We start from the raw sequence: 22,331 nt of genomic DNA, 5'->3' as shown, positions 1-22,331 counted from the left end.
CCAGGCGAGGAAAGCGGCTCCCATGGGTTTGGGGGGTTGCTTCGCGATGGCCCTCCCGGTGCCGGTGGGCGCCGACGCTGAATGGTGTGCAGCGCCCACAGTCTTTTGAAGTCAGCTCGAACCCGGACCTGCTGAAGGCCCGGTTCGAGACGAGGTCGATTTCCCAAATTAGCGTTGGCGCGGTCCGATGCCCTCCTCGCAGCACGCGAAGAGAGGCCCTGAGGTGGGTCGGGGCCAATGAGTGAAACACGGGCCCAACCATGGGCTGAGAGCCTTCCGTTGCTGCGGGCTTGGCCCGCAGCAACGAACCGGGGCGAACGTCCGGGACACGTGCGATTACGCAGCTAGCGCGTGGGATAGGCCCCGATCACGTCGTGCTCGTAGGATTCCCCGTTGAAGTGCCGGACGGTGCGCACCACGAAGCGGCCGGTGGGGCCCTCGGCCCCGTCGCGGGTGCCCACATGGGGGTGGGTGCAGAAGGTCAGGAAGTGGCCCTCGGCGTCCGTGATGCGCACCCGGGCGATGGCGCCCGCGTTCTCCATGCCCTCGGCGATGAGGGCGGCGAGCCCTTCGGGGGTGCTGAACCCGGGCGCGAACTGGCTCTTGTCGGGCCGCCGACCGAAGCCATGCTTGGCCAGGATGCTCCGGATGGCCCCGGGGGACAGGTTGACGTCCAGGGACGCGAGCCTCTCCTGGGGTCCAGCCAGGGAGGCGGGAACCGCCGCCGGGGTTTTCACCTCCTCCACCGGGGTGGCCTGGGGCTCCTCCTGGGCCTCGAACCTGGATTCCGCCGCCAGGAGCCGCCTGATGTGCAGTTCACGGCGTTCCCCGTCCGTGAGGGGCTTGCGCCGCTCCGGCCGGGGCGCGTAATTCGGGATCGTCCAGCCGGCGGAGGCCTTGGTCTCCACCGGGACCGCGACCGAAGCCTTCGCCGGGACCGGGGGAGAAGCCGGGGCCGGCGGCACCGTGAGCACGGAGCCGATGAGGGGCTCCCCCTCCACGGTGAAGAGCATCCGCCCGTTCGGGCCGGGCACGATATCCTGGGCCCGGAAACCGATGGGCAGCGGGTATTCGGTGATCACCCCCGCGGGCGTCACCCGGCCGAGGCTGGACGTGCCCTGCTGCGTGAACCACATGTTGCCCTGGCCGTCCGGGGCGAGGGCCCAGGGCGTGCGGGCCCCACCGCCCGGAAGCGGGGCGAGCTCGTGGAAGACGAACGCCCGTGTGGCCTCGTCGTACCACCCAACCCCCTCATGCTTGCCCGCCTGGGTGAACCACAGCCGGCTTCCCGCACCGCGGGCCATTCGGTTGATCCGGCATCCCTTGGGCACCGCCACCGTGACGCCACCCGCGCCCCCTGTGTTCCGGCCCACGATTACCGGGCTCTCTGGACCCACGATGAAGACGCGGGTGCCGTCCCGGTTGGGGACGCCCACGGTGGTTTCGGTCCCAACGCCCACCTTGGAGATGGTATCCAACAGCATTTCGGCCTCGTTGAACTTGTAATGCCGCAGGAAGCCGGGATGGGAGACCAGGACGTCGCCCCGGGTGCCGCTCGACACGGCGAAGGCCGCGAGCCCCGATTCCGTGGGAAGCCGGTGGTGCCGGCCCCCGTCCTTCGGTGGCCTGGGGCCGAAGTCGCTGAAGGGGAGCCAGCCGAAATTCTGGTCCCCGAACACCCACAGCCGGCCTGCCGAATCCCCCGCAATGGCCTGCAGGACCGTGTTCCCTCCCCTGGTGTGCAACGCGTACTTGGGTCCCGTGGGCGAAAGGTGCCGCAGGAGGCCCTGGGTTCCTTCCAGCCAGAATATCCCGCCGAAGGGCGAAGCCACGGGGAAGCGCGGCTCCCCCTTGTCCTGCTCGTTATCGCTGGTCAGATAGAAACGCAGGGATCCCAGGTCCTCGTCCCCGTTCGCGGGCTCGAAGAAGGGGTGCACCTCCGCCTCGTCCAGGAACAGGTCCTGGGCCAGGTAGCAGTCCGCCATGAACATGCGGGTCCCCTTCAACGAGGCCCCCGTGAGGATCGCTCCGCGAAAGCTGGCCCCCGTGCAGTCCGCCCCGTCCAGGCGCGCCCCCGTGAGATCGCACCCGGAGAAATCCGCCCCCCGGAGGTCCGCCCCCTCCAAGCGGGCCTTGGGCCCCACCAGGTGGCCCCCCACCAGCCTCATGCCCGTCTTCCCCGGCCCCATGGGACCCACGTCGCCGGGTTTCACGCCCGCGGGAAGGCCGTACGTGGTTTCGGCGCCGGCCGGGACCAGATTCAGACAGAGAAGCAGAGCGACGGCCGCAGGGCGCGTAAGGTGCATGGAACGTCCTAGATGAACTCAAGACCCCGGCATGGGGTCCGTGGTTAATGAATGGTTTTTATGGCGGCTAGGTTCCCCCGGCGCGGTCCGGAACGACGGCCTTCCAGCCTATTTCCCGGAAAGCCGGAGGGCAGCGGCCTGCCGGAAACCCACTCCTGGTCGGCCCCCGCGCCCAGGGGGGAGCCGCCCTGGGCGAGGGGGTTCGTCAGGCGGGTGCCCCGCACCGCGCCGGAGCCCCGCGGGCCGGGGACCCCTCAGGCCCCGGGGGCCTTCCAGAAGGCATCGAGGGCGGCGACCAGGGGTTGGAAGGCGGGCTCCCGGCGGGCCGCCGAAAGGGCTTCCTCCAGGGCCCGGTCGTGGGCCGGCCGCGCCTTCTCCAGGACGGCGAAGCCCGCGGGGGTGACCTGGGTGTAGATGCCCCGGCGGTCCGTGGGGCAGAAGAACCGCGCCATCAGGCCCCGCTCCTCCAGCCGGGTCACCAGGCGCGTCGTGGCGCTCTGGCTCAGGAGGACCGAATCGGCCACCTGCTTCATCTGGAGGTGGCCCCCCGGCCCCTCGTGCTGGCGGCTGAGCACCTCCAGGAGGGCGTACTCCCGGGCCGACAGGTCGAAGCCCTCGCCCAGGACCCGCTCCAGGTGGGCCTGGACACGTTCGTGGAGCAGGGACAGGCTCCCCCAGTTCCGGGCCTGGGCCGAACCTGCGGGGGATTGTGGGGCCATCGCGCCTCCGGAGCCTGCGGATGATGATGGCACAAGACAAAATTTGCAGTCGCTTAAAATTTCTTATTGAAATTACCCGCGTATGCAATTAATTTGGATTCCGTCCTCGAGGAGGTTCCCATGGCCGGACTGTTCGATCCCTACGCCCTGAAGGGCGTCACCCTGCGCAACCGCATCGCGGTGCCGCCCATGTGCCAGTACATGGCCGAGGAGGGCCGGGCCACGGAATGGCACCGCGTCCACTACGCCTCCTTGGCCCGGGGCGGGGCCGGCCTCGTCGTCGTGGAGGCCACGGCGGTCTCGCCCGAGGGGCGCATCACCTGGGCGGACCTGGGCCTGTGGAACGACGCCCAGGCCTCGGCCCTGGCGCCCATCGTGGAGGGCATCCGGGCCGCCGGCGCCGTGCCCGGCATCCAGATCGGCCACGCGGGGCGCAAGGCCTCCGCCAACCGCCCCTGGGAGGGGGACGACCACATCCCCCTGGGCCAGCCCCGCGCCTGGGAGACCCTGGCCCCCTCGCCCCTGGCCTTCGGCAAGGCCCTGTCCCGGGTGCCGCGGGCCCTTACCCTCGATGAGATCGGCCGGATCCAGGCCGATACGGTGGCGGCGGCGCGCCGGGCCCGGGACCTGGGCTTCCAGTGGCTCCAGCTGCACATGGCCCACGGCTACCTGGCCCAGGAATTCTTCTCGCCCCTGGCCAACCATCGCACCGACGCCTACGGGGGCAGCGCCGAAAACCGCGCGCGCTTCCTCATCGAGACCTTCCGGGCCGTGCGCGAGGTGTGGCCCGAGGACCGGGTGCTCAACGTCCGCCTCGGCGTGGTGGAATTCCACGGCGACGACGAGGCCCTGTTCCGGGAATCCGCGGACCTCCTCAACCGCATGAAGGAGGCCGGCCTGGATTTCGTGGACGTGTCCATGGGCTTCAACACGCCCGAGGCGCAGATCCCCTGGGGCCCCGGCATGCTGCTGCCCGTCACGGGCCGCATGCGCGAGGCCACGGGCCTGCCCGTGGGGACCAGCTGGAACCTGAGCCACGATCCCCGGGAGGCCGACGCCCTCCTGCGGGAAGGGCGACTGGACCTATACACCCTCGGCAGGACCTTCCTGGACGACCCCCACTGGCCCTTCCACGCCGCGCGGGAACTGGGCTTCGAGGACGCCGCGGCCCGCACCCTGCCGCCGCCCTACGCGCACTGGATCTCCCGCTACCGCTGAGCGGGGCGGCGGGAACCGGCCATTGCGGCGGTTCCCGCCCCTCTCGGACGCGCCTCAGATGGCGGTCTGCAGCACCGTCAGGACCACCGTGTTGCCTACCCGATTTGCCAAATGCGATTGCCTCTCCCGGCACACAACCTTGGAAATTTCGAGGATCGCGACTGTTGCTGTCCTCTTGCCTGATCCCATCATCCTTCTAATGAGTCACACGTTCCGTGTGCTGGTTGTGACTGACCTCGCGGGCAGAGGATACGGCATCGGCCTCATACTTCAGATGGCTGCTTGGACGTTCGGCATTAACACGTTTGGCATCCCAACCGCATTTCAAGTGCCATTTCAAGCACGGTTCACATCAGCCCCGAAAAGGTGAACAGCAGGATCTCCCCTGTGGCTGTCTCGACAAATTCCGTGAATGGTGTTCGGTTTCGGCGGACCCCCAAGTATCAACTCTTGAAGCGTAAAAGGCCCTCGCGGGGCCGTCTGCAGCACCGTCAGGATGACCGTTTTCGCCAGGTCCTCCGCCGTGCGCCCCCGGTTGAGGTAATTGCCTGGCTTGGCCAGAGCCTGCAGGGACGGTTCGTTTGCCATCGCCCCGCCGAACCGTTCAGCAATGTTGCAGCCGACTTTGCGGGCGTGCAGGTCCAGGAGCGGGAGGGCTTGCCGGCCAGTTGGAGCAGGATAATGGCTTCTGGCCGATGGCGGGGACCATGACGGCGTCGAATTGAATCGGTCCGTCGATGTTTCCTGTGGGGGGGCCAATTTTGCGAGTCGCCCATCCCGTACCCCCCAAACCATGGCGCAGCGGAAAGGAAATGGGCAGGCGTTCAACCGCCGCGCAATCGCTCGACTGAATCTTCGAAGGAACCTTCCCCAGACCGCGATCATGACAAGGCAGTTGTCGTTTAGCCTTCCTATTTACATTTGGAAACTAAAACCAAAATCGGAGTTGACCTTGTGGTATCCCCTCGAATCCCAACCCCGGATTCCCAGTCTGTGCTTGGTGGACGAACCGCCTCTTGAGCGATCCCAGTTCGTCTTTGAGGACGAACTTTGGCTTGCCCACTGTTCGGGAGGTCCCATGCCCTTGGCTTCGGCACGGGAAATTGAGAGATTCACCATTAAGGAACAGCGTCCTTGGCAGATGCGCTGGGAAGAGGACTTTCTCGGAGTGCAGGCCCGTTTGCGCGGGGCCTGTGCGGAACTGTCGGGAGCCAATGTTGCCGATATCAGCATTGCGCCGTGCACCTCTGCCGCCCTGCAGTGCGTGGCCTGGGGGTTTCCCTGGCAGCCTGGTGATGAAATCCTCCTGCCTCAGGGTGAATTTCCCAGCAACCACCTGCCCTGGAATTCCTTGGCATCCCGGGGAGTGGTCCGCAGGATCCTGCCCCTTTGGCCGGGCCACAAAGCGGGCAGCCTGGCATTAGGTTCCACGCCACCAGATACCGACTCCGGACCCTACGAGGCCAGGATCATCCAGGCCATCGGGCCGAAGACCCGCATGTTAGCCCTCTCCTGGGTTCGTTTTCAGGACGGCCTCAAGCTGGACCTTCAAACACTTGGGCTGGCATGCGAGGCGAGGGGGGTCCACCTGATCGTAGACGGTATCCAGGCAGCCGGCACCTCAGTGCTTGACTTGAAGGGCGTGAGCGCCTTTGCCTCGGGGGGTCAGAAGGGGCTGCTGGGGCCCCAGGGACAGGGCTTTCTCTGGACCCACCCTGCATTGCGGGCCAGGCTGGCACCATGTGGAACTTGGCTCGCCAAGGCGGTCAGGTCTTTCGATTCCATCGACATCGGGGAAGACCGAGACCTTTTGGTTGAGGACGGTCGGCGGCTGGAAATGGGCGGCCCCTCGCTGCTGGGCTGCAGCGCCCTGTGTGAAGCCATCCGAATGCTATTGAAACCCGGCATTGCCCGGATCGAAAGGCATATCGGCCGGCTCCAGGATCGGTTGCTCGATGGCCTTCAGGAAAAACCATTGTGGGCTGCTGAGGCACGCCGGCTCCTCGCCTTGAAGAAGGCCGGCCGTCTCGGCTCCCTCCTCAGTTTCCACCATTCGGGCATCGGATTGCCGAACCTGGAAAGTCGCCTTGCCCGCAGCCGGGAGCACAGGATCACCGCCAGCCTTCGCGAAGGCTACCTTCGGATTGCATTTCATGGGTGGCATTCACTGGATGACGTGGACCGGACCCTGGCTTGGTTACGCGAAGGTTGAGTGCGCTTCCCGGTCAAGCCCTCCAACCACGGGCCCAGCCTCCCCAACGGCACCCCTTTCACTGAGGTAACAATTGAACAAAGAATCCCATGCAGCAAACCTCAAATTCTGGGACGAGCTGGCAGACCTTCACGTTGGTTCATCCCATTACAACGTAAAGGCCTTCCTTGAAAGCGGCTGCACCCTGCGCAGCGTGGAGTGCGAGGAACTGGGCGATGTATTCGGAAAGCGGCTGTTGCACCTTCAATGTCACTTCGGGTTGGATACCCTGTCCTGGGCAGGTCGCGGGGCCGAGGTCACGGGCGTCGATTTTTCATCGGCCGCTATTGCCATCGCAGAGCGTCTCAGCCGGCAGACTGGTTTGCCCGCTCGCTTCCTCTGCCTGCCGGTCGAAGACCTCGATATTCTTCTGGACTCGACTTTTGATGTGATTTTTACATCCTACGGCGTCCTGACGTGGCTGCAAGCGCTTGAACCCTGGGCTGCGACCATTAGCCGTCTGCTGAAAAAGGGCGGGGTATTCTATATAGTTGATGAGCATCCCATCGCAAAAGTCTTCGCCGCCACAGGGAAGGACCACCAGCGCTTCGCAATGGGGGAATGGCAACCATACTGGCATGCCCCGACACCAACGGCTTGTGCCTTCCAACATTCCTATGCCGAACCAACCATTGCCCTTAAAAATACGACGCAGTTTCTATGGCGGCACCCGCTTTCTGAAATCATAAATAGCCTTGTATCATCTCATCTTCAAATTGAATTTCTTCATGAATTTCCAAAATCATTTTACCAAGTCTATCAAGATATGGCTATAGATCAGGAAGGATGGTGGATTTTAGAAAAACATAAAGAATCTATCCCACTTATGTTTTCGATCAAAGCGCACAAACAATAATGCTAATGCGAAGGGAAATTGCAATGAAAAAATTCATTTTCGGCATCAATTGCCCCGTTCTTCCTGACGGTTCTATTACATATGATGGCAATGTGGCCTGCCTAAAAGACGGCAAACCATTGGTAGCTCTGGCTGAAGAGCGAATTTCTAGAAAGAAATATGATGGATCATTCAAACAATCATTTGAATTTATTTTAGATCGATTTAAAATTACGCCCGATGAAATTGAGGCCATAGCCATTTGCAGTTTTGCTCAACCGATGAGCTATGTTGGGCCATATCCGCCAAATATTGAAGTCGTCTTCGGGAATCTGCTCGAGGCCCGGCTTCCGCTCCACTATGTGCAATCCCATCACCAAGCCCATGCCATGGCGGCGGCCAGCCAGTGTCCGTTCACGGATGCCCTGATTGTAATCGTCGACCATACCGGCAACCTCTTCGGTGCCCCCGAAGTTAACCGTCTTGAGCTAAATCCCGCCGAACAAACAAGTTACTATCTTCTACGGGATAGTCAGATCACCCTTGTGGCGCGAGATCATGACCAGCCAGGGGATGCCGGCTATGGACGGGTGTATGGAGACATCACCTGCCAATTGGGTTTCAACAGCTACCGGGAATCCGGGAAAACCATGGGTCTCGCCTCCTTCGGTGACGCCGGACAACTGGCTGGACACCACCTTTTCTCCCCAGACGATCAAGGGCGCGAGCGCTCTTCGGTAGCCGAAGAGGGTTATGCCGAGGACGACACGAAGGCCTTCGCTGACTGGTTCCAGAAGGGGGGAAGGAAAATTCCTTCCCGGCGGCAAAGTAACGGGTTGATCCGGCCATTTGATATGCATCTGGCTGCCTGGGTCCAGCAGGAAGTCCAGACCTCCATTGAGAGAAGAACCAAGGCGTTGCTTGCCGAGTGCGGGGTCAGCAATGTCTGCATGGTAGGCGGGGTGGCGATGAACTCCGTCATGAATGCCTATCTTGAAGAAACCCTAGGGGTGAGCATTTTCGTTCCGCCTTCTCCGGGAGATGCCGGACTGGCGCTGGGCGCAGCGGCATGCTACCTGTACGAGAAGAATCGAACGGTTCCCGCCTTCGGGTGCAATCCCTATCTGGGGCCAGCGTACGACCAGGAGGAAATGCGCCTGGCGATCCAGGAGAATGGTTCAGGATTCAGGGTTTTTGTCGTGGATGACGTTGCCCAGGTGGCGGCAGAGGCGTTGATGGCTGGCAAGATGATCGGCTGGTTCCAGGGAAGCAGCGAATATGGCCCGAGAGCTTTGGGCAATCGCAGCATCCTAGCTTCGCCCCGGAACGTTTGGACGAAGGAGATTCTCAATAGCCAAATTAAATTACGGGAGTGGTTCCGCCCCTATGCGCCAGTAGTCCGGTTAGAGGATGCACATCGCTATTTCGATCTTCGCTCGCCCGTCCCACACATGATGAAAACGGCGCGGGTAACCGGGAAGGCATATCAGGACCTCCCGGCCTGTGTCCACGTGGATGGTACCGCCCGCGTGCAGACTGTAACCCATGAGGCCAATCCCCTTTTGTACGAATTGTTGGGCGCAATTGGTGAGCGGTCCGGAGCGCCTGTGCTGCTCAATACCAGCTTCAATCTCGCTGGGATGCCCATCGTCGAATCGCCAGCAGACGCAATCAAGTGCTTCAATGCGGCCATCGGCATCGATTGGCTTGTCATGGGGAATTATATCCTCCAGAAGGAGACCGCCTGACGTGGAACATTCCGCTCTGTCAACAGAATTTTCGTAATCACTAATCATTAATGATTGGACTTTGACTTGAAACCACTTTCAAACATTATACTAATTGGGCTAGGACCACACGCCAAACGCATTTATTTTCCATTTATCGAGATGATCGCAAATGATTGGAATCTCAATCTGGCCGTAGTGGTGGACCTGGAGGCCTGCCGCACAGACATGGAAGCCTATTTGCACGGCCGTGCCCTTCGGCCAAAACTGATCACAATCAAAGAGAAGCAGCAGACCTATGATGAACTAAATCCAGAGGTCCGCATTCTCATGGACACGCTGGTCGAGCAGGAGCGCATCGATATCGTCATTATTGCATCCGAACCTTTGACTCATGTCATGTATGCCAAATGGGCATTGGCAAATGGCCTTTCCGTGTTGATGGATAAGCCAGTATCAACACACACCGACATTTCTACCGAGGGGCACCTGGCACGGCAGCTAGTCCAGGATTACGAGGATCTTTCCACCTTATACGAACGTGCTCGACAGGCCAATCCGCGCCTCTGCTTTGCCATGATGGTTCAGAGGAGATATCAGACATCCTTCAACCTCATCAGGGACCGCCTCCAGGATTGCTTTGCGCAGACCAATTGCCCTGTGACTAACATTCAATCCTTTCATTCTGATGGCCAGTGGCGTATGCCCACCGAAATGGTGGATCAGCTGTACCACCCATACATGCAAGGTTACGGAAAGTGCTCGCACAGTGGATACCATTACTTCGATATCGTCCCGTTTCTGCTGGAGGCGGCGGCAAGTCCGGAAAAAAATGTCGACAATATGGATGTATATTCAAACTTTGTTAGACCTAATGACTTCATGGCGCAGCTTACGACTGCCGATCACGAAAAGTTGTTTGGTTCTGAAAATTTCGGCATGTATAACAAATACAGTGATGATCAATTTGCCACATTGGCCAGTAAATTTGGTGAAGTGGATGCCTTCTGTAACCTCTCCTTCAAAAAAGGACGGAGGGTCATCACGGTGGCCAGTATTAACTTGTGCCATAACGGCTTTTCCACCCGTGACTGGGTGACGGCGGAGGGGCGGGATCTTTATCAAGGCAACGGGCGGGTTGGGCATGAGGCCCATGTGATCCAGCAGGGGCCTTTTCAGACTCTTCATTTCCACTCCTATAAATCAAAGGAAAACGTGGCCAACGCCCGTCAGGCTGGCGGCAAAGAGCATTTGGAAATATTTATCTTTAGAAACCACAAAATGATTGGCGGATTGCCTGTGGAGAAATTGGATCTGGACGCGATCCAGGCACTCGAGCAGCCCCTGAGCGACATGAGAGACAAGGCCAAGGCCAAGGTCATCATGGACTTCCTTCGGGCGCACCGGGGGGAAGTTCCCCAGGAGGAGTTATGCACCGATTTTCGCAGATCCAGGCCTGCCGTCCGGATAGCCGCCGCCATCTACGAATCAGCTGCGGCCGCCTTTCACGGAAGTAATCAGATAATAAACGCACCATTTTGCTTAGAGCCTATAGCGCCTATAAGAAAACCTAATAAATAGAATTAATTGCTTCTAACAATATTGTTTCACTGTCATTACTGCCACTATTCCACAGCCTTGCTTTATCCTCTTTCGAGGCGCACCGGAGCTATCCATGTTGGACTTCCAGGAAATCAGACGGGACCCCGAACGCTTCCGCCTTGGGCTTCAGGCCCGGCAGGAAGACCCGACCGTGGTCGATAACCTTTTGTCCCTGGATGAGCGCATGCGCTCTCGCCTCCGGCAGCTTGAAGCCCTCCGGGAGCAGCGCAACCTCGCCTCCCGGAAAATCCCGCAAATGCAGGATCCTGGCCAGAGACAGGCGCTGGTGGCGTCCATGCGCGAAGTGGGCGGGAAAATCGGAGAACTGGAGCGGGCCCTGGCCGAAGTCGAAGGCCCTTTCCAGGCGCTGCTCGAGGCCCTGCCGAATCTTCCGGATCCACGCACGCCCCTGGGGGAAGGAGAGCAGGGCAACCTTCTTCTGCGTACCTTCGGCACCACAAGCGTGTTCCCCTTCCCCGCCAGGCCCCATTGGGAGCTTGGCCCCGATCTGGGCATCCTGGACTTCGAACGCGGCGTCAAGTTGGCCGGGTCGCGTTTCTATGTCCTGAGTGGCGCCGGCGCGCGCCTCCAGCGGGCCCTGATCGCCTGGATGATAGACCTGCACATTCGCCAGGGGTACCAGGAAAAATACCTGCCCTTCCTGGTCAAGCCTGCCGTCGTCCACGGTGCCGGTCAGCTGCCGAAGTTCGCGGCCAATTTGTACCAGGATGCCGAGGACAGCCTGTATCTCGTACCGACCGCCGAGGTGCCACTCACCGGTCTCCACCTGAACGAGATTCTCGAGGAGGCCGAGTTGCCACGCTGCTATACCGCATACACACCCTGCTTTCGGCGCGAAAAAATGAGCGCCGGGCGGGATGTGCGCGGGATCAAACGCGGGCACCAGTTCGACAAGGTGGAAATGTACATCCACTGCCGGCCTGAAGATGCGGATTCCATGCTGGACAAGCTCCTGGCGGATGCCGAAGCCACCTGTACAGGCCTGGGCCTTCCCTACCGGGTCAAGCAACTGTGCACCGGAGACCTCGGCTTCGCCGCCACCCGGACTTACGACCTGGAGGTCTGGGCCCCGGGATGCGGCGAGTGGCTGGAGGTTTCCTCAGTCTCCAGCGTAGGTAGCTTTCAGGCCCGGCGCAGCAACCTCCGCTACCGCCCAGCAGGAGGCGGGAAGCCAACGTTCCTGAATACCTTGAACGGGTCCGGGCTGGGTCTGCCACGCACCTTGATCGCGGTCATGGAGAATTATCAGCAGGCGGACGGTTCCATCCGGGTGCCGGAGGTCCTGCGTCCCTGGATGGGAGGCATGGAGGTCATCGAGCCTGAGGCACCTTTGGGTTAGTTACCGTCGTCGTTGCTCAGATGGCGGTCTGCAACACCGTGAGGACCACCGTGTTGACGACATCCTCCGCCGTGCACCCCCGGCTCAGGTCGTTGCCCGGCTTGGCCAGGCCCTGCAGGAAGGGGCCGTTGGCGCTCGCCCCGCCGAAGCGCTCGGCGATCTTGTAGCCGATGTTCCCGGCGTTCAGGTCGGGGAACACGAGGACATTGGCCTTGCCGGCGACGGCGGAGCCGGGGAACTTCTTCTGGCCGATGGCGGGGATCATGGCGGCGTCGAACTGGATCTCGCCGTCCACCTGGAGGCCGGGGCGGCGTTCCCGCACGTTGGCCAGGGCGGCGCGGACCTTGTCAACCTTTTCGTGCTCGGCGCTACCGGCGGTGCTGAAGCTGAGCATGGCCACCTTGGGCTCCACGCCCAGCATGGCCTTGGCGCTGTCGGCGGAGGCGATGGCCACCTCGGCCAGCTGCTCGGCGTCGGGATCCGGCAGGACGGCGCAGTCGCCGAACATCATGGCGCCGCGCTCGCCGAAGGCGGGGTCGGGGTGGATCATGAGGAAGGCCGAGGACACGGTCTTGATGCCCTTGGCGCAGCCGATGGTGAGGAGGCAGGCCCGAACGGTCTCGCCGGTGGTGTTCAGGGCCCCGGCCACGAAGCCGTCGGCCTTGCCGGTCTTCACCAGCATCCCGCCGAAGTACAGGGGCAGCTTGACGGTCTCCAGGGCCTTGGCCTCGGTCATGCCCTTGTGCTTGCGGGCCTCGAAGAAGGCGCCGGCCAGCTCGGGGGTCTCGGGATCGGTGTCGGGGTTGCGAAGTTCGGCGCCCTGGAGGGAGAGGCCGAGTTCGGCGGCCCTGGCCGTCATGCGCGCGGGATCGCCCAGCACGGTGACGCGGCAGATGCCGTCCTGGAGCAGGCTGTGGGCGGCCTTGAGGGTGCGGTCGTCCACGCCCTCGGGGAGGACGATGTGCCGGGAGAGCGCCTTGGCGCGCTTCCGGAACTCGGTGAACCAGGTCTCGTGATTGGCGTTCATAGCTACCCTCTCGTCCGCGCTTCCGCGTGTCTCAGGAATTCCGCCAGCCGGAAGTCCTCGTTCCGGATGTGCCTCTGAAGCCACTGATCCAGATACTCCAGGGTAACCGGAGTGAGGTCCTTCGTGCCCCTGTGGAAACCGTCCACGATGGCCTCCAGATCCTGGACCAGGTCCGAGTGCAGGCGCCGGTGTTCGGCTTCCAGGGGGTAGCCGTGGCGCGCCATGAGTTCCTGCTCCGTCTCCAGGTGCACCAGGGTGTAGTCCCGCAGGAAGATCAGGCTCCCCTCGATCTCGTCGTGGTTCCAGTCCCCGCGCCCCGCCAGGGCGCAGAGGCGGTTGAAGGTGTCGATGAGGGTGCGGTGCTGCTCATCCAGTTCGTCGCACCCCGTGGCCAGATGCCGGTCCCAGATGATGGCTGCCATTGCGCCCTCCTGGAAGAATCCGGCGCCTGAGACGGGGTCTCCTGCCGGGGGTTGTGGGTGGTTTAGGCAGAAAGCTTAGCCGGGTTCACCGGGGGATGGGATGGGAATCCAGCCACTTTTTTGCACCCGGCGCCAGCACGTCCCGGTGCATGCGGCCGGGGTCCCCGAAAAAGGCCCGGCCCAGGTCCCCGTCCACGGCATGGGTGGCCAGGAGCTTCAGGGCCTCCGCCGGGTCCCACTTCTCCTCCGCGAACACCAGCCGCCCCCCCTCCCCCGGTTCCCCCAGGAGCCGGGTGAAGAACTGCCAGCCCACCTCCCCCTCCCGGGCCATGTGGGACCCGATCACCACCACCCGCACCCGGTCCCAGTCCGCGGCCAGGAGGTCCCGGCGCCAGGCCCCCACGGCTTTTTCCAGGGCCTCCAGCTCCAGCCCCGCCGCCTCCCGGGCCAGGGCCTCCAGGGGCCCTTCCATGCCCGCGCAGTACCGGTCCAGGCCCGACGCGTCGCCTCCCCCGTCCAGGAACGCCAGGGAGGCCTCCCGCAGGGCGCCGGCACCCGGTTCCAGGGCCGCGACCCATCCCCGCAGCGCCGCGAGCCGCTCCGGATTCCCCGCCGAAAGCCGGATCGCCAGGGGCACGTGGGCGAGGCCCTTGAGCCGGTGGTACCGCGGGCTCCGGATGACGGCCTCGGCCACCCGGACCCGGCCCCGGTACAGCAGGAGCGAATCCCCGGAAACCACCAGCACCGGCCCCTGCGCCGCCAGGGCCCCGGCCCTCGCCTCGGCGTAGGCCCGATGGAAGGCGCCGTCGATCTCCACCAGGGGATCCGCCGCGACGGCGCGGCAGCAGGACAGGATCAGGAGGGATTCCAGGAGCATCGCGGCCTCCGCGCAGGAGGCGAGTCTGACCGGGCTTCGTTCCGGACGGAAGGCCCCCAGGCTATACTGGCTGCCCAGCCGCCTTAGCTCAGGGGTAGAGCACTCGCCTTGTAAGCGAAAGGTCGTCGGTTCTTCTTCCCCCCGGGGATGGATACATAGAAAGGCTTGGGACGGCCCAAGGCCGGTGAAAATTTATCGAAAACATGCCTTGACGCCCTGTAAGTCGAACCACATATTGCATACATGTTGGACAACAGGCCATCCCCATGTTTATAACGCAGCGGGTCCGCGTTCATACGGACAACACTGGGGCCTACACGGAGATCCCCGCCCTCCGGACTCTAGAGGGATGGCTGACGCCGCTTCTGGACTACTGCTTGGCCCACGCGCACGACCGGAGTTTGGCCTGGATGACCAAGGTGAACCGTTCGGTCCAGCTTTTCCTGGAATATGTGCAGGCGAACCCAGACCAGCCAGACCCCAGGGCGCTTTTTCAGAACTTTGCCCAGCGACTCTACACGGGGACCTTTGACCTGGAATCTGGGCTGGACCCCAGTTGGCTGTGCTGGAGGCCCCTGGCCCCTTCCGAGGCCGCCAAAGTAATCACACACCTGTCTGACTTCTTTGGGTGGCTCGGGAAGGACAACCCAGTTGCAGCGGCAGTGAACCCTCGATATGCGGGCAGCGCCTATGACCGCCTGGCGGACGAGGCCGCCTACCAGTTCAGACGGGAACGGGCCTTTCTGGGACACACCTGGGCCGCCAACGACACTCCCAATTCGCAGGGGCGGATGTTCAGGGCTCGTCGCCCGCCCAGGGTAGAAAGGGGCGAGCCCCCATCCTTTCCCGAAGAAAGTTTCGAGGACTTACTGATGGAAGGGTTCAAGGTCGCGGGCCGCCAGAGCTACCGAGACATCCTGATCACCCTCCTCCTCCATGGGGCTGGGTTCCGGGAATCGGAACCCTTCCACCTCTATATCGGGGATGTCTTTCCCGACCCAGCCAACCCAAAGCGGGCGATGGTCCTGATCCATCACCCCTCCTTCGGGGATGCCCCTAACGACTGGAAGGACGAACGCGGTAACCCACGACAGGGGAACCGGGCGGCCTACTTGGCCGCAAAGTTCGGCCTTGCCCCCCGTCACCTGCTCATGGGCAGCCGTCAAGCGGGCTGGAAGGGCGGAACTCACGATGCTCCCTATTACAAGCGAGCCTATTGGTTTATCCCGGAGTTTGGTGAACTGTTCCTGAAGGTCTGGTACCTCTACCTGGAGCAGGTGGCGCGAGTACCCAGGGCGCATCCGTTCGCCTTCATCAACCTCGGCCAGGATCCCCGGGGCGGGATATATGGGCTGTCCCAATACAACAAGGCCCACAGGCGGGCCTGCGAACGGATTGGTTTGGTGGTGGGGAAGGCTCTCGGGACCACCCCTCACGGCCACAGGCACGCCTATGGTCGTCGACTCGTCGGTGGCGGGTTCTCCCAGGAGGAGATCCGCAGGTTCATGCACCACAGTTCCCTGGACAGTCAGGCCGTTTACACCACCCCCACCACTGCTCAGATGATCGAACACCTACGCTTAGGGGCGGAGCGCCTGCATTCAACTCTGTCCACCGCCGTCATTCCGGCGTTGGGCATTCCTTAGAGGACGGGCGATGGCCGTAACGCGAGGAAAAGCGAAGAAGACTTGGCGCACTTTGGATCTGGAACTGAAATGGGCCAGCAGGCAGTACCCGGAACTGGAAGCTTGGCGGGGCCTGGCCGCGAAATGGATAGACAGCGACAAGGACCGAACGAGCCATAAGTTCAACCTCCAGGCGCTTTCGATGTTCCTGGACAAGTTCATCCTCCAGCAGCGTCTCCCCCTGGACCCAAAGAAATTTCTCCTGACAACCTCAGAGATTCCAGACTTCTTCGAGACCGTCTGCCCGAAATCCCATGCGGGGGCCATCTGGAACAACCGGATGCACGCCTTCATAGAGTTCGTCCTGCGCGATCTCTGCTCGACCCATGGCAAGAGCGGGCGGGTCGAGGTAGACCCTGCCTATCGGAACCCGGTCAAATATCGGAACAGCAATACCTTTGAACACGGTGCCCCACGTACCAGGATCTATAAGCCCCGGCACGCCGACACGAAGTTTAGTTGGATCACATGGAATTACCCCCAGGTTGAGGAGTGGCGGTTGCTGGCCGCGAGATGGATGGGGACCGCCCATCGGGGCGTCAGGCTGAAAGTGGATGCGGTTGGCACTTTCCTAGAGAAATATTTGGCCCGACAAGGGCTGCTCATGGACATCCCTACCTTCTTCCTGAAGACCACTCTTTTGCCAGATGTGTTCGGAACCATCTACGGCCAATCCACCGACGGGATCAGGCAGAACAACTCCCTTCACGATTTCCTGGGATGGGTGATGACGGAGAAACTGACTGTGGAGAATGACCATGGCCGGGTGGCGGTTCCCGATATCTACCGAAACCCTGTCGCCTACAAATCCTACAGTCTGGTTCCGAAACTGGACGAAAGCGTTCACAGCCCCTTGCCGTTTGGATACATCGAGAAACTCCGGACCATCTTGGCCAGCGGCCCCAATTTCTCCGACTGGACTTGGGCTCAAACGGCCTCCGGGCCTAGCGAAGGGAAAGGGGGCGCGATTCCCGCGGGCTGGCTCCCGGTCACCGAGGACCAGATAGACCGGAATGACCCGGATTGCGTCGTTCGGGTTAGGAAGAGGGCGGATTATTCCGGCGGCGACGTGCTGGAAATGTGGTCCCCCGTGAGATGGGTGGCGCTTCTTGTGAAGCTTCTCGTGCCCCTCAGGACCTTCCAAGTCCGAGTCCTGGACAGCGGTGAAGCGGATACCTGGAAACTCGACGGCGGGCAGTGGGTTTTGAACTCCGGCCCCCTGGCCCAAGGGACAGAAGGGATGCCCAGGCAGCAGGGCGTACTGCGGCGGAGGAAGGCTCAGGACGGAACATTCTCCACGGAGCTTTATATCAATACCAACAAGACTGCCGACATCGCCAAGTCTGGGCCCCACCTTGGCTTCACGGTTCCATGGCCGCAAACACCCGGACCAGTTCACCGAGATGTTTATTATTGGCTTGAAAAGCTCCGGAATTGGCAGTCCAAATACAATCCAATAAAGGCCCCGACAAGGTGGTCGGACTTGGACCACCGCCATGTCGGCGTTAAGTCTGCTATCCAGTTGGCAGCCTATCCGGATGCATGCTTCCTTTTCAGGCACGCCGAGGCGCAGAAGAAAAGCGAACGGAAAAATCCGTTGACGGACGGTATGCTCGGAAACCCCTGGTACATGCTCCTCGGCAAACTGGAAGAGGACCTTGCGGCTGAGCGGGTGACCCATTCGGATGGTTCCAAAATCCGGCTCGTTTTGCCTGGAAGCGCGACCAAACGCACCATCGCGACCAATTTCCCCCTCCACAGTTTGCGGGTTTCCATGGTCACCGCTCTGGCTCTGGACGGCCAAGTTCCCTTCCACATCCTTGCGAAGGCGGTTGGCCATGCCCGTCTCCTCATGACCCTCTACTACACCAAACCGGGGGCGACGAGGATTGAAGATGCCCTTGCAGACGGGGTTGCCCGTCTGGAGGCCAACCAGGGACAAAGCATCCTCGCTTTCCTTCGGGACACAAAATATTCCCGGATGCTGGAAACGGCCATCTGTAATAGCCCCACCGGCCTCGCAGCGACGATCCCCGAGAATCCCGCCGACCGAAACCCGGCTGGATGGATGGAAATGGGGATCGGAATGTGCCTCGTCGGCGGGAACGTCAGTGAACTCGAGGAAAATAAACGGATCGGCGGGTGTTTCAACGGCGGTGCGATTACGGACCCTTCCCACCACCGCTATGGCCCCGTCCCCGGTGGCCCGAGAAACTGCGTCCGTTGTCGGTGGTTTGTGACCATGCCCCATTACCTTCCAGCGCTGGCGGCCAGGTTCAACAACTTGTCCTACCAGGTGGACGAAGCCGTGGCCGAGGCTGTTCGAAACGAACAGGCCCACGAAGCGCTTGAGGCGGCGAGGTTTGATGCCGCCACCGCAGGAGTGCCTTTCGATAGGATGAATGAACTCAATCGTGCCGAGCGCCTCCGCGAAACTGCCATCGGGCGCTGGAACGAACTCGCGGAGTCGCTCGTGGCCTGCTGGAAGCTGATCGAGCGGTGCCTGGATGCACTGAAGGAGCCCTCCGAAGGAATGAAGCTGATCTCCGTCGGTTCCTCCATGGATGTACAGGCGCGGTTTGAAGAAACGGACTCTGAACTACTACAGCTTTCTGGGGTTTGCGAAGATCTTGAACTCTATCCTGACCTTGAGACAGGGAAGGCGATCCTGAGGCGCAGCCAACTCCTCGACGCGGCATTCGCCCATGAGGGACTGCCACCGATGTTCTTGCGCTTTTCGGAAAGAGAGCAGTTGGTCATCGGCAACGCCGTTATGCGTCAGCTTGCAAAGGTCATGAACCCTGCCAAGCCCGAAATCGGCAAACGAGAAGTCATCGCCCTGATGGATGCCGGGGAACGTCTCGGAGAGCGCCTGGGCGCAGACCTGACGGAAATCCTGGCCGGATCCCCCGAACCCGTAAAACTGGTCCATCCACACGGAAACGGAGCAAAGAATGCCCTTCACGACCGACATTCATCCTGAGGACGTCCTGGCTGCCCTGCTCGCCAAAGGGCCTCGCGCACAGGTCCAGCGAACCCTGAACCGGATCCACGAAATCTGCCGAAAGCAGCACGAGACCGGTTCCAGGGATTTCTCTCTGGCCACTATTGGCCGTCTCTGCGAGCAGCAGGGGATCTTCAAAGGCCGGATCCTCTATAACGTCACCTCCCGGGACTATAAAGACTTGATCCTGGCCTGGGGAGCATACGTGGGACCACCAGTGGCCCCGCCCCCGAAGGCTTTGGCAAGCCATGGCTACCTGATGCGGATCGAGGACCCTGCGATCCGGTCCATCATGCAGGCCATCATCGCGGAAAGAGACAACCTGAAGGCTCAGGTTAACCACTTAAAGGCCACCAGGGTTGAGACGGTGGACATGCGTCCAATAGGAGCCACAGTTGTACCGACCCCCAAAGGCACACCAATCGCCATATTGGAAATGGCTGCCCAGCTTACCGAACCGGAGCGGGATGCCCTGAAGGCGGCCATTTCTCCCGAGTTCCTTGGCAATGAAGGGTGGACCGAAGGCGAGCGGGGGGAAATCCGGAAAGGAAAGCGGGTCATTTACCAGTTCGGATACGCCACTGCGATCCGCAAGATCCTCGGGAAATAGCCCATGAATGCCCAGCTCCCCAAGAGCAGCCAGAAGGTTGGCCAGGAGTCCCAAGCCGCCCTGGAGACCTACATTCAAAGGCTCAAGGCAGAGGGAAAGGGCCTCCCCGGCAGAAATGGCAAAATTTCAGCCTCCGCCATCGCCCTGGCGGCATGCGTCGACCGGCAGTCCCTCTACAAGAATCCCCACTGCCGCGCCATGCTGGAGGCGGCGGCGCAGGAGATGGGTTTGGCCGGGATCGAAGCCCGGGACATGCCCTTGGCCAAGGACGACGGCAAGGACCAGCGAATCCAGACCCTTGAGACCCAGGTGGCGTCCCTGACGGCGGAGGTCCACGGGCTGCGGGCGAGGCTGGCACAGTACGGCCATATCGAGGCCCACATGGTTGCCACAGGGCAGCGGGTGATCCCGTGACGGACCTCGCACTAACGGTCTGCAAGGTCTGGCCCGGGGCCAGCGGTGGAGCCGTCTTCACCGGCCAGGACGAGGCCGGGACACTCCACCGGGTCGTGGCCGATGCCGCCGTGATCCACCGGCCCCCGGCCATCGGGGAGCGTTGGGAAGTGGTCGGTCCTCTCCGGACCCACCCCAGGTTCGGCCCCCAGGTCCAGGCCCAGCGGGCCGTGCCGGTCTGCCCCAAAGGGGTATTGCTCCAACGGTTCCTTGCGGGAAACCGGGCCTTCCAGGGGATCGGCGAAGCCCGCGCTCGCCGCCTCTGGGACGCCTTTGGGGAGGGGCTCCACGACCTCCTGGACGCTGGGGACACGCCCCGCCTATCCTCGGTCCTAGGACCCGACCTCGCGGCCTCGCTGGTGGACGCATGGAGGGAGTCCCTAGAGGAGGCCAAGGCGATCCGTTGGCTGGAAGGCTACCACTTCCCCGTGGCCCTGGCTGCCAAGGCTCTGCGCCTTTGGGGGGCGGACACCGCCGACAAGTTGGCGGAGAACCCCTACCGCATGTTAGCGGTCGCGCCATGGACCCGGGTGGACGCGGCGGCCCTGGACGCAGGGGTCGACACGGACTGCCCGGAGCGCCGGATCGCCGCCGTCGAGGCCACCTGCTACCGAGCCCTGGCCAATAAGCACACCACCATCACGGAGACTGACCTCATTGCGGGCGTCAGGGAGCTCCTTAGGTGCTCGCCAGAAGACAGCCGGGAGGCGCTTGCACAGGCCGAGGCGGACTGCGCCGTGGTCAGGCTGGCGGATGGGTTCTGGCAACCATTTGGGCCCTGGGTGATGGAATCTTTTGTCCGGGACCGGATCCGGGAACGTGTGGAGGCCGAGTTCGCCCCGTCCGAGAACCTGTTCTGGTCCCGGCCCGGAGACGGCCAGGTCGCTGACCTGGTGGCAGAATTTGAGGCCAGGGAAGGCCTGCCCCTGGTGGATGAGCAGCGTCACGCCATTTGGCTGGCCGCGACCCAGCGATTCGCCTTGGTGATGGGCGGCGCTGGCACCGGCAAGACCACCCTCTTGAAGGCTGTCCGGCATGTCCAGGAGGCCACCGGGGGTTCCATCCTGGGGGTCGCCTTGGCAGGTAGGGCAGCCGAACGGCTCCGGGAGTCCGGATGCCCCGCCCGGACCCTGGCGGGCTTCCTGGGGGCACTGGAGCGCCAGCAAATGACCCTCGGGGGCGGCGACCTGATCGTCGTTGACGAGGCATCCATGCTTGACCTTTCCCTGGCCTACACCCTCCTGCGGCGGCTGCCCGCCGAAACCCGGGTGCTGCTGGTGGGCGACCCCTACCAACTTCCCCCCATTGGGTTTGGGCTGGTATTCGGGGCCTTGGCCACCAATCCCATGGTCCCCAAGGTGGAACTGACCCGGATCCACCGGCAGGCGGAGACCACCGGGATCCCCTCTGTGTCCCGGATGGTCAGGGAGGGGACACTTCCGCACCTTCCGGCCTTCGCCGGGGCCATCCCCGGGGTGTCGTTTCTGCCATGCCGCCTGAAAGACGCCCAGGCCCTTGTCATCGAGGCCCAGGAAGCCATGGGGGGTGAAGCTCGGATCCTTTCCCCTATCAAGCGGGGGCCCGCTGGAACCGCTGCTGTTAACGCAGCCCTCCACGCCCTGCGGTCCACCGGTAAGCCAGTTTGGGCTGGGTTGGCCCAGGGAGATCCGGTGATCCACCTTGAGAACGATTACGAGGCCATGCTGTTTAACGGAACCTTGGGCACCGTGGACGAGGTTCTGCCCGATGGTGTCCGGGTCCGATGGGACGGCCACGATCATCCCATTGCCTTCCGTGAGGACCGGCGCGAGGCCGTCGACCTCGCCTACGCCATCTCGGTCCACAAGGCCCAGGGCAGCCAGTTCCGGCAGGTCATCATCCCCGTCTTCCCCAGCCGCCTCCTTGATCGAACCCTGGTCTATACAGCTCTGACGCGGGCCCAGGAGCAAGTGGTGCTATTGGGGGACCCGGACGCCCTGGAGACCGCCGTGACAGCCACCCCGGCCCCGAATCGGCGGCGCACCGGGATGGTGGTAGGGCCATGGTGATCCAAGTTCTCCGGCGGCTAGCGCGGCCTCCCATAGAGCCAGCCTCCTGAGAGACAACTTGGGCATACGGTAGCTTGAGCCAATCTGACGAAGTGGCTGGGATCTCGCTGGGACCTTGCTAGAATAATTATTTCAAGAACCAGCAAGATGTCGGACAACAGGGCATGCGACCGTCTTGTGTCGTCCT

The 22,331-nt window shown here is 62.3% G+C and carries 18 protein-coding genes; 11 read left to right on the top strand and 7 right to left on the bottom strand.

Going from position 1 to position 22,331, the window contains the following annotated elements:
• Nucleotides 1-344: 344 nt before the first annotated feature.
• Nucleotides 345-2,306 carry a pentapeptide repeat-containing protein gene (locus R2J76_RS03120; RefSeq protein WP_316414324.1) on the bottom strand — a complete coding sequence of 654 codons (1,962 nt, stop codon included), beginning with the start codon at nucleotides 2,304-2,306 and terminating at the stop codon, nucleotides 345-347.
• A 254-nt stretch (nucleotides 2,307-2,560) separates the two neighbouring features.
• Entirely contained in the window at nucleotides 2,561-3,025 is a 465-nt protein-coding gene (locus tag R2J76_RS03115) for a MarR family winged helix-turn-helix transcriptional regulator (protein ID WP_316414323.1), read from the bottom strand.
• Nucleotides 3,026-3,145: 120 nt separating this feature from the next.
• Here R2J76_RS03115 and R2J76_RS03110 point away from each other — a divergent pair, with 120 nt between their 5' ends.
• Nucleotides 3,146-4,243 (top strand): NADH:flavin oxidoreductase/NADH oxidase, encoded by a 1,098-nt coding sequence (locus tag R2J76_RS03110; RefSeq protein WP_316414322.1) that lies wholly within the window; start codon nucleotides 3,146-3,148, stop codon nucleotides 4,241-4,243.
• Between the two features lie 196 nt (nucleotides 4,244-4,439).
• Here R2J76_RS03110 and R2J76_RS21515 read toward each other — a convergent pair whose 3' ends face one another.
• Nucleotides 4,440-4,571, bottom strand: a complete 132-nt coding sequence (locus R2J76_RS21515; RefSeq protein ID WP_394366820.1) for a DUF2188 domain-containing protein — start codon at nucleotides 4,569-4,571, stop codon at nucleotides 4,440-4,442.
• A gap of 8 nt (nucleotides 4,572-4,579) precedes the next feature.
• Nucleotides 4,580-5,038 carry a phosphate acyltransferase gene (locus R2J76_RS21510; protein ID WP_394366819.1) on the bottom strand — a complete coding sequence of 153 codons (459 nt, stop codon included), beginning with the start codon at nucleotides 5,036-5,038 and terminating at the stop codon, nucleotides 4,580-4,582.
• 283 nt (nucleotides 5,039-5,321) lie between these two features.
• On the opposite strand from R2J76_RS21510, the gene R2J76_RS03105 reads away from it, so the two are divergent.
• From R2J76_RS03105 to serS, 5 genes are all read left to right on the top strand, one after another.
• A complete protein-coding gene (locus tag R2J76_RS03105; RefSeq protein ID WP_316414321.1) occupies nucleotides 5,322-6,455 on the top strand; it encodes an aminotransferase class V-fold PLP-dependent enzyme in 1,134 nt (377 codons plus the stop codon).
• Between the two features lie 73 nt (nucleotides 6,456-6,528).
• Nucleotides 6,529-7,350: a class I SAM-dependent methyltransferase gene (locus R2J76_RS03100; RefSeq protein WP_316414320.1), complete on the top strand. Its 822-nt coding sequence runs from the start codon at nucleotides 6,529-6,531 to the stop codon at nucleotides 7,348-7,350.
• Between the two features lie 23 nt (nucleotides 7,351-7,373).
• Nucleotides 7,374-9,077, top strand: a complete 1,704-nt coding sequence (locus tag R2J76_RS03095; RefSeq protein WP_316414319.1) for a carbamoyltransferase C-terminal domain-containing protein — start codon at nucleotides 7,374-7,376, stop codon at nucleotides 9,075-9,077.
• A 66-nt stretch (nucleotides 9,078-9,143) separates the two neighbouring features.
• Nucleotides 9,144-10,637, top strand: a complete 1,494-nt coding sequence (locus R2J76_RS03090; protein ID WP_316414318.1) for a Gfo/Idh/MocA family oxidoreductase — start codon at nucleotides 9,144-9,146, stop codon at nucleotides 10,635-10,637.
• 94 nt (nucleotides 10,638-10,731) lie between these two features.
• Complete coding sequence (gene serS, locus R2J76_RS03085) at nucleotides 10,732-12,018, top strand: serine--tRNA ligase (RefSeq protein WP_316414317.1); 1,287 nt, start codon at nucleotides 10,732-10,734, stop codon at nucleotides 12,016-12,018.
• Between the two features lie 16 nt (nucleotides 12,019-12,034).
• Here serS and pta read toward each other — a convergent pair whose 3' ends face one another.
• From pta to R2J76_RS03070, 3 genes are all read right to left on the bottom strand, one after another.
• Nucleotides 12,035-13,045, bottom strand: coding sequence for a phosphate acetyltransferase (gene pta / locus R2J76_RS03080; RefSeq protein ID WP_316414316.1), 1,011 nt, complete (start codon nucleotides 13,043-13,045; stop codon nucleotides 12,035-12,037).
• A gap of 2 nt (nucleotides 13,046-13,047) precedes the next feature.
• Nucleotides 13,048-13,467: a bacteriohemerythrin gene (locus tag R2J76_RS03075; RefSeq protein ID WP_316414315.1), complete on the bottom strand. Its 420-nt coding sequence runs from the start codon at nucleotides 13,465-13,467 to the stop codon at nucleotides 13,048-13,050.
• 85 nt (nucleotides 13,468-13,552) lie between these two features.
• Nucleotides 13,553-14,344, bottom strand: coding sequence for a hypothetical protein (locus R2J76_RS03070; protein WP_316414314.1), 792 nt, complete (start codon nucleotides 14,342-14,344; stop codon nucleotides 13,553-13,555).
• Between the two features lie 266 nt (nucleotides 14,345-14,610).
• Here R2J76_RS03070 and gmtY point away from each other — a divergent pair, with 266 nt between their 5' ends.
• Genes gmtY through R2J76_RS03045 form a run of 5 tightly spaced genes read left to right on the top strand, consistent with a single transcriptional unit; the run spans nucleotide 14,611 to nucleotide 22,144 of the window.
• Complete coding sequence (gmtY, locus tag R2J76_RS03065; RefSeq protein WP_316414313.1) at nucleotides 14,611-15,990, top strand: gamma-mobile-trio recombinase GmtY; 1,380 nt, start codon at nucleotides 14,611-14,613, stop codon at nucleotides 15,988-15,990.
• Nucleotides 15,991-16,000: 10 nt separating this feature from the next.
• Entirely contained in the window at nucleotides 16,001-19,012 is a 3,012-nt protein-coding gene (gmtZ, locus tag R2J76_RS03060; RefSeq protein WP_316414312.1) for a gamma-mobile-trio integrase GmtZ, read from the top strand.
• A complete protein-coding gene (gmtX, locus tag R2J76_RS03055; protein WP_316414311.1) occupies nucleotides 18,984-19,643 on the top strand; it encodes a gamma-mobile-trio protein GmtX in 660 nt (219 codons plus the stop codon). Before gmtZ ends, gmtX begins: the two co-directional genes overlap by 29 nt.
• Nucleotides 19,644-19,646: 3 nt before the next feature.
• On the top strand, nucleotides 19,647-20,057 hold the full coding sequence (locus R2J76_RS03050; RefSeq protein WP_316414310.1) for a DUF6262 family protein: 411 nt from the start codon (nucleotides 19,647-19,649) through the stop codon (nucleotides 20,055-20,057).
• Nucleotides 20,054-22,144: an AAA family ATPase gene (locus R2J76_RS03045; RefSeq protein ID WP_316414308.1), complete on the top strand. Its 2,091-nt coding sequence runs from the start codon at nucleotides 20,054-20,056 to the stop codon at nucleotides 22,142-22,144. The genes R2J76_RS03050 and R2J76_RS03045 overlap by 4 nt, the downstream gene beginning before the upstream one ends.
• The last annotated feature ends 187 nt before the right edge of the window (nucleotides 22,145-22,331 follow it).

The organism is Mesoterricola silvestris (assembly GCF_030295405.1).
Classification (GTDB): domain Bacteria; phylum Acidobacteriota; class Holophagae; order Holophagales; family Holophagaceae; genus Mesoterricola; species Mesoterricola silvestris.
The sequence above is the reverse complement of the archived record's forward strand: the minus strand, read 5'-3'. Positions and strand labels throughout refer to the sequence as shown.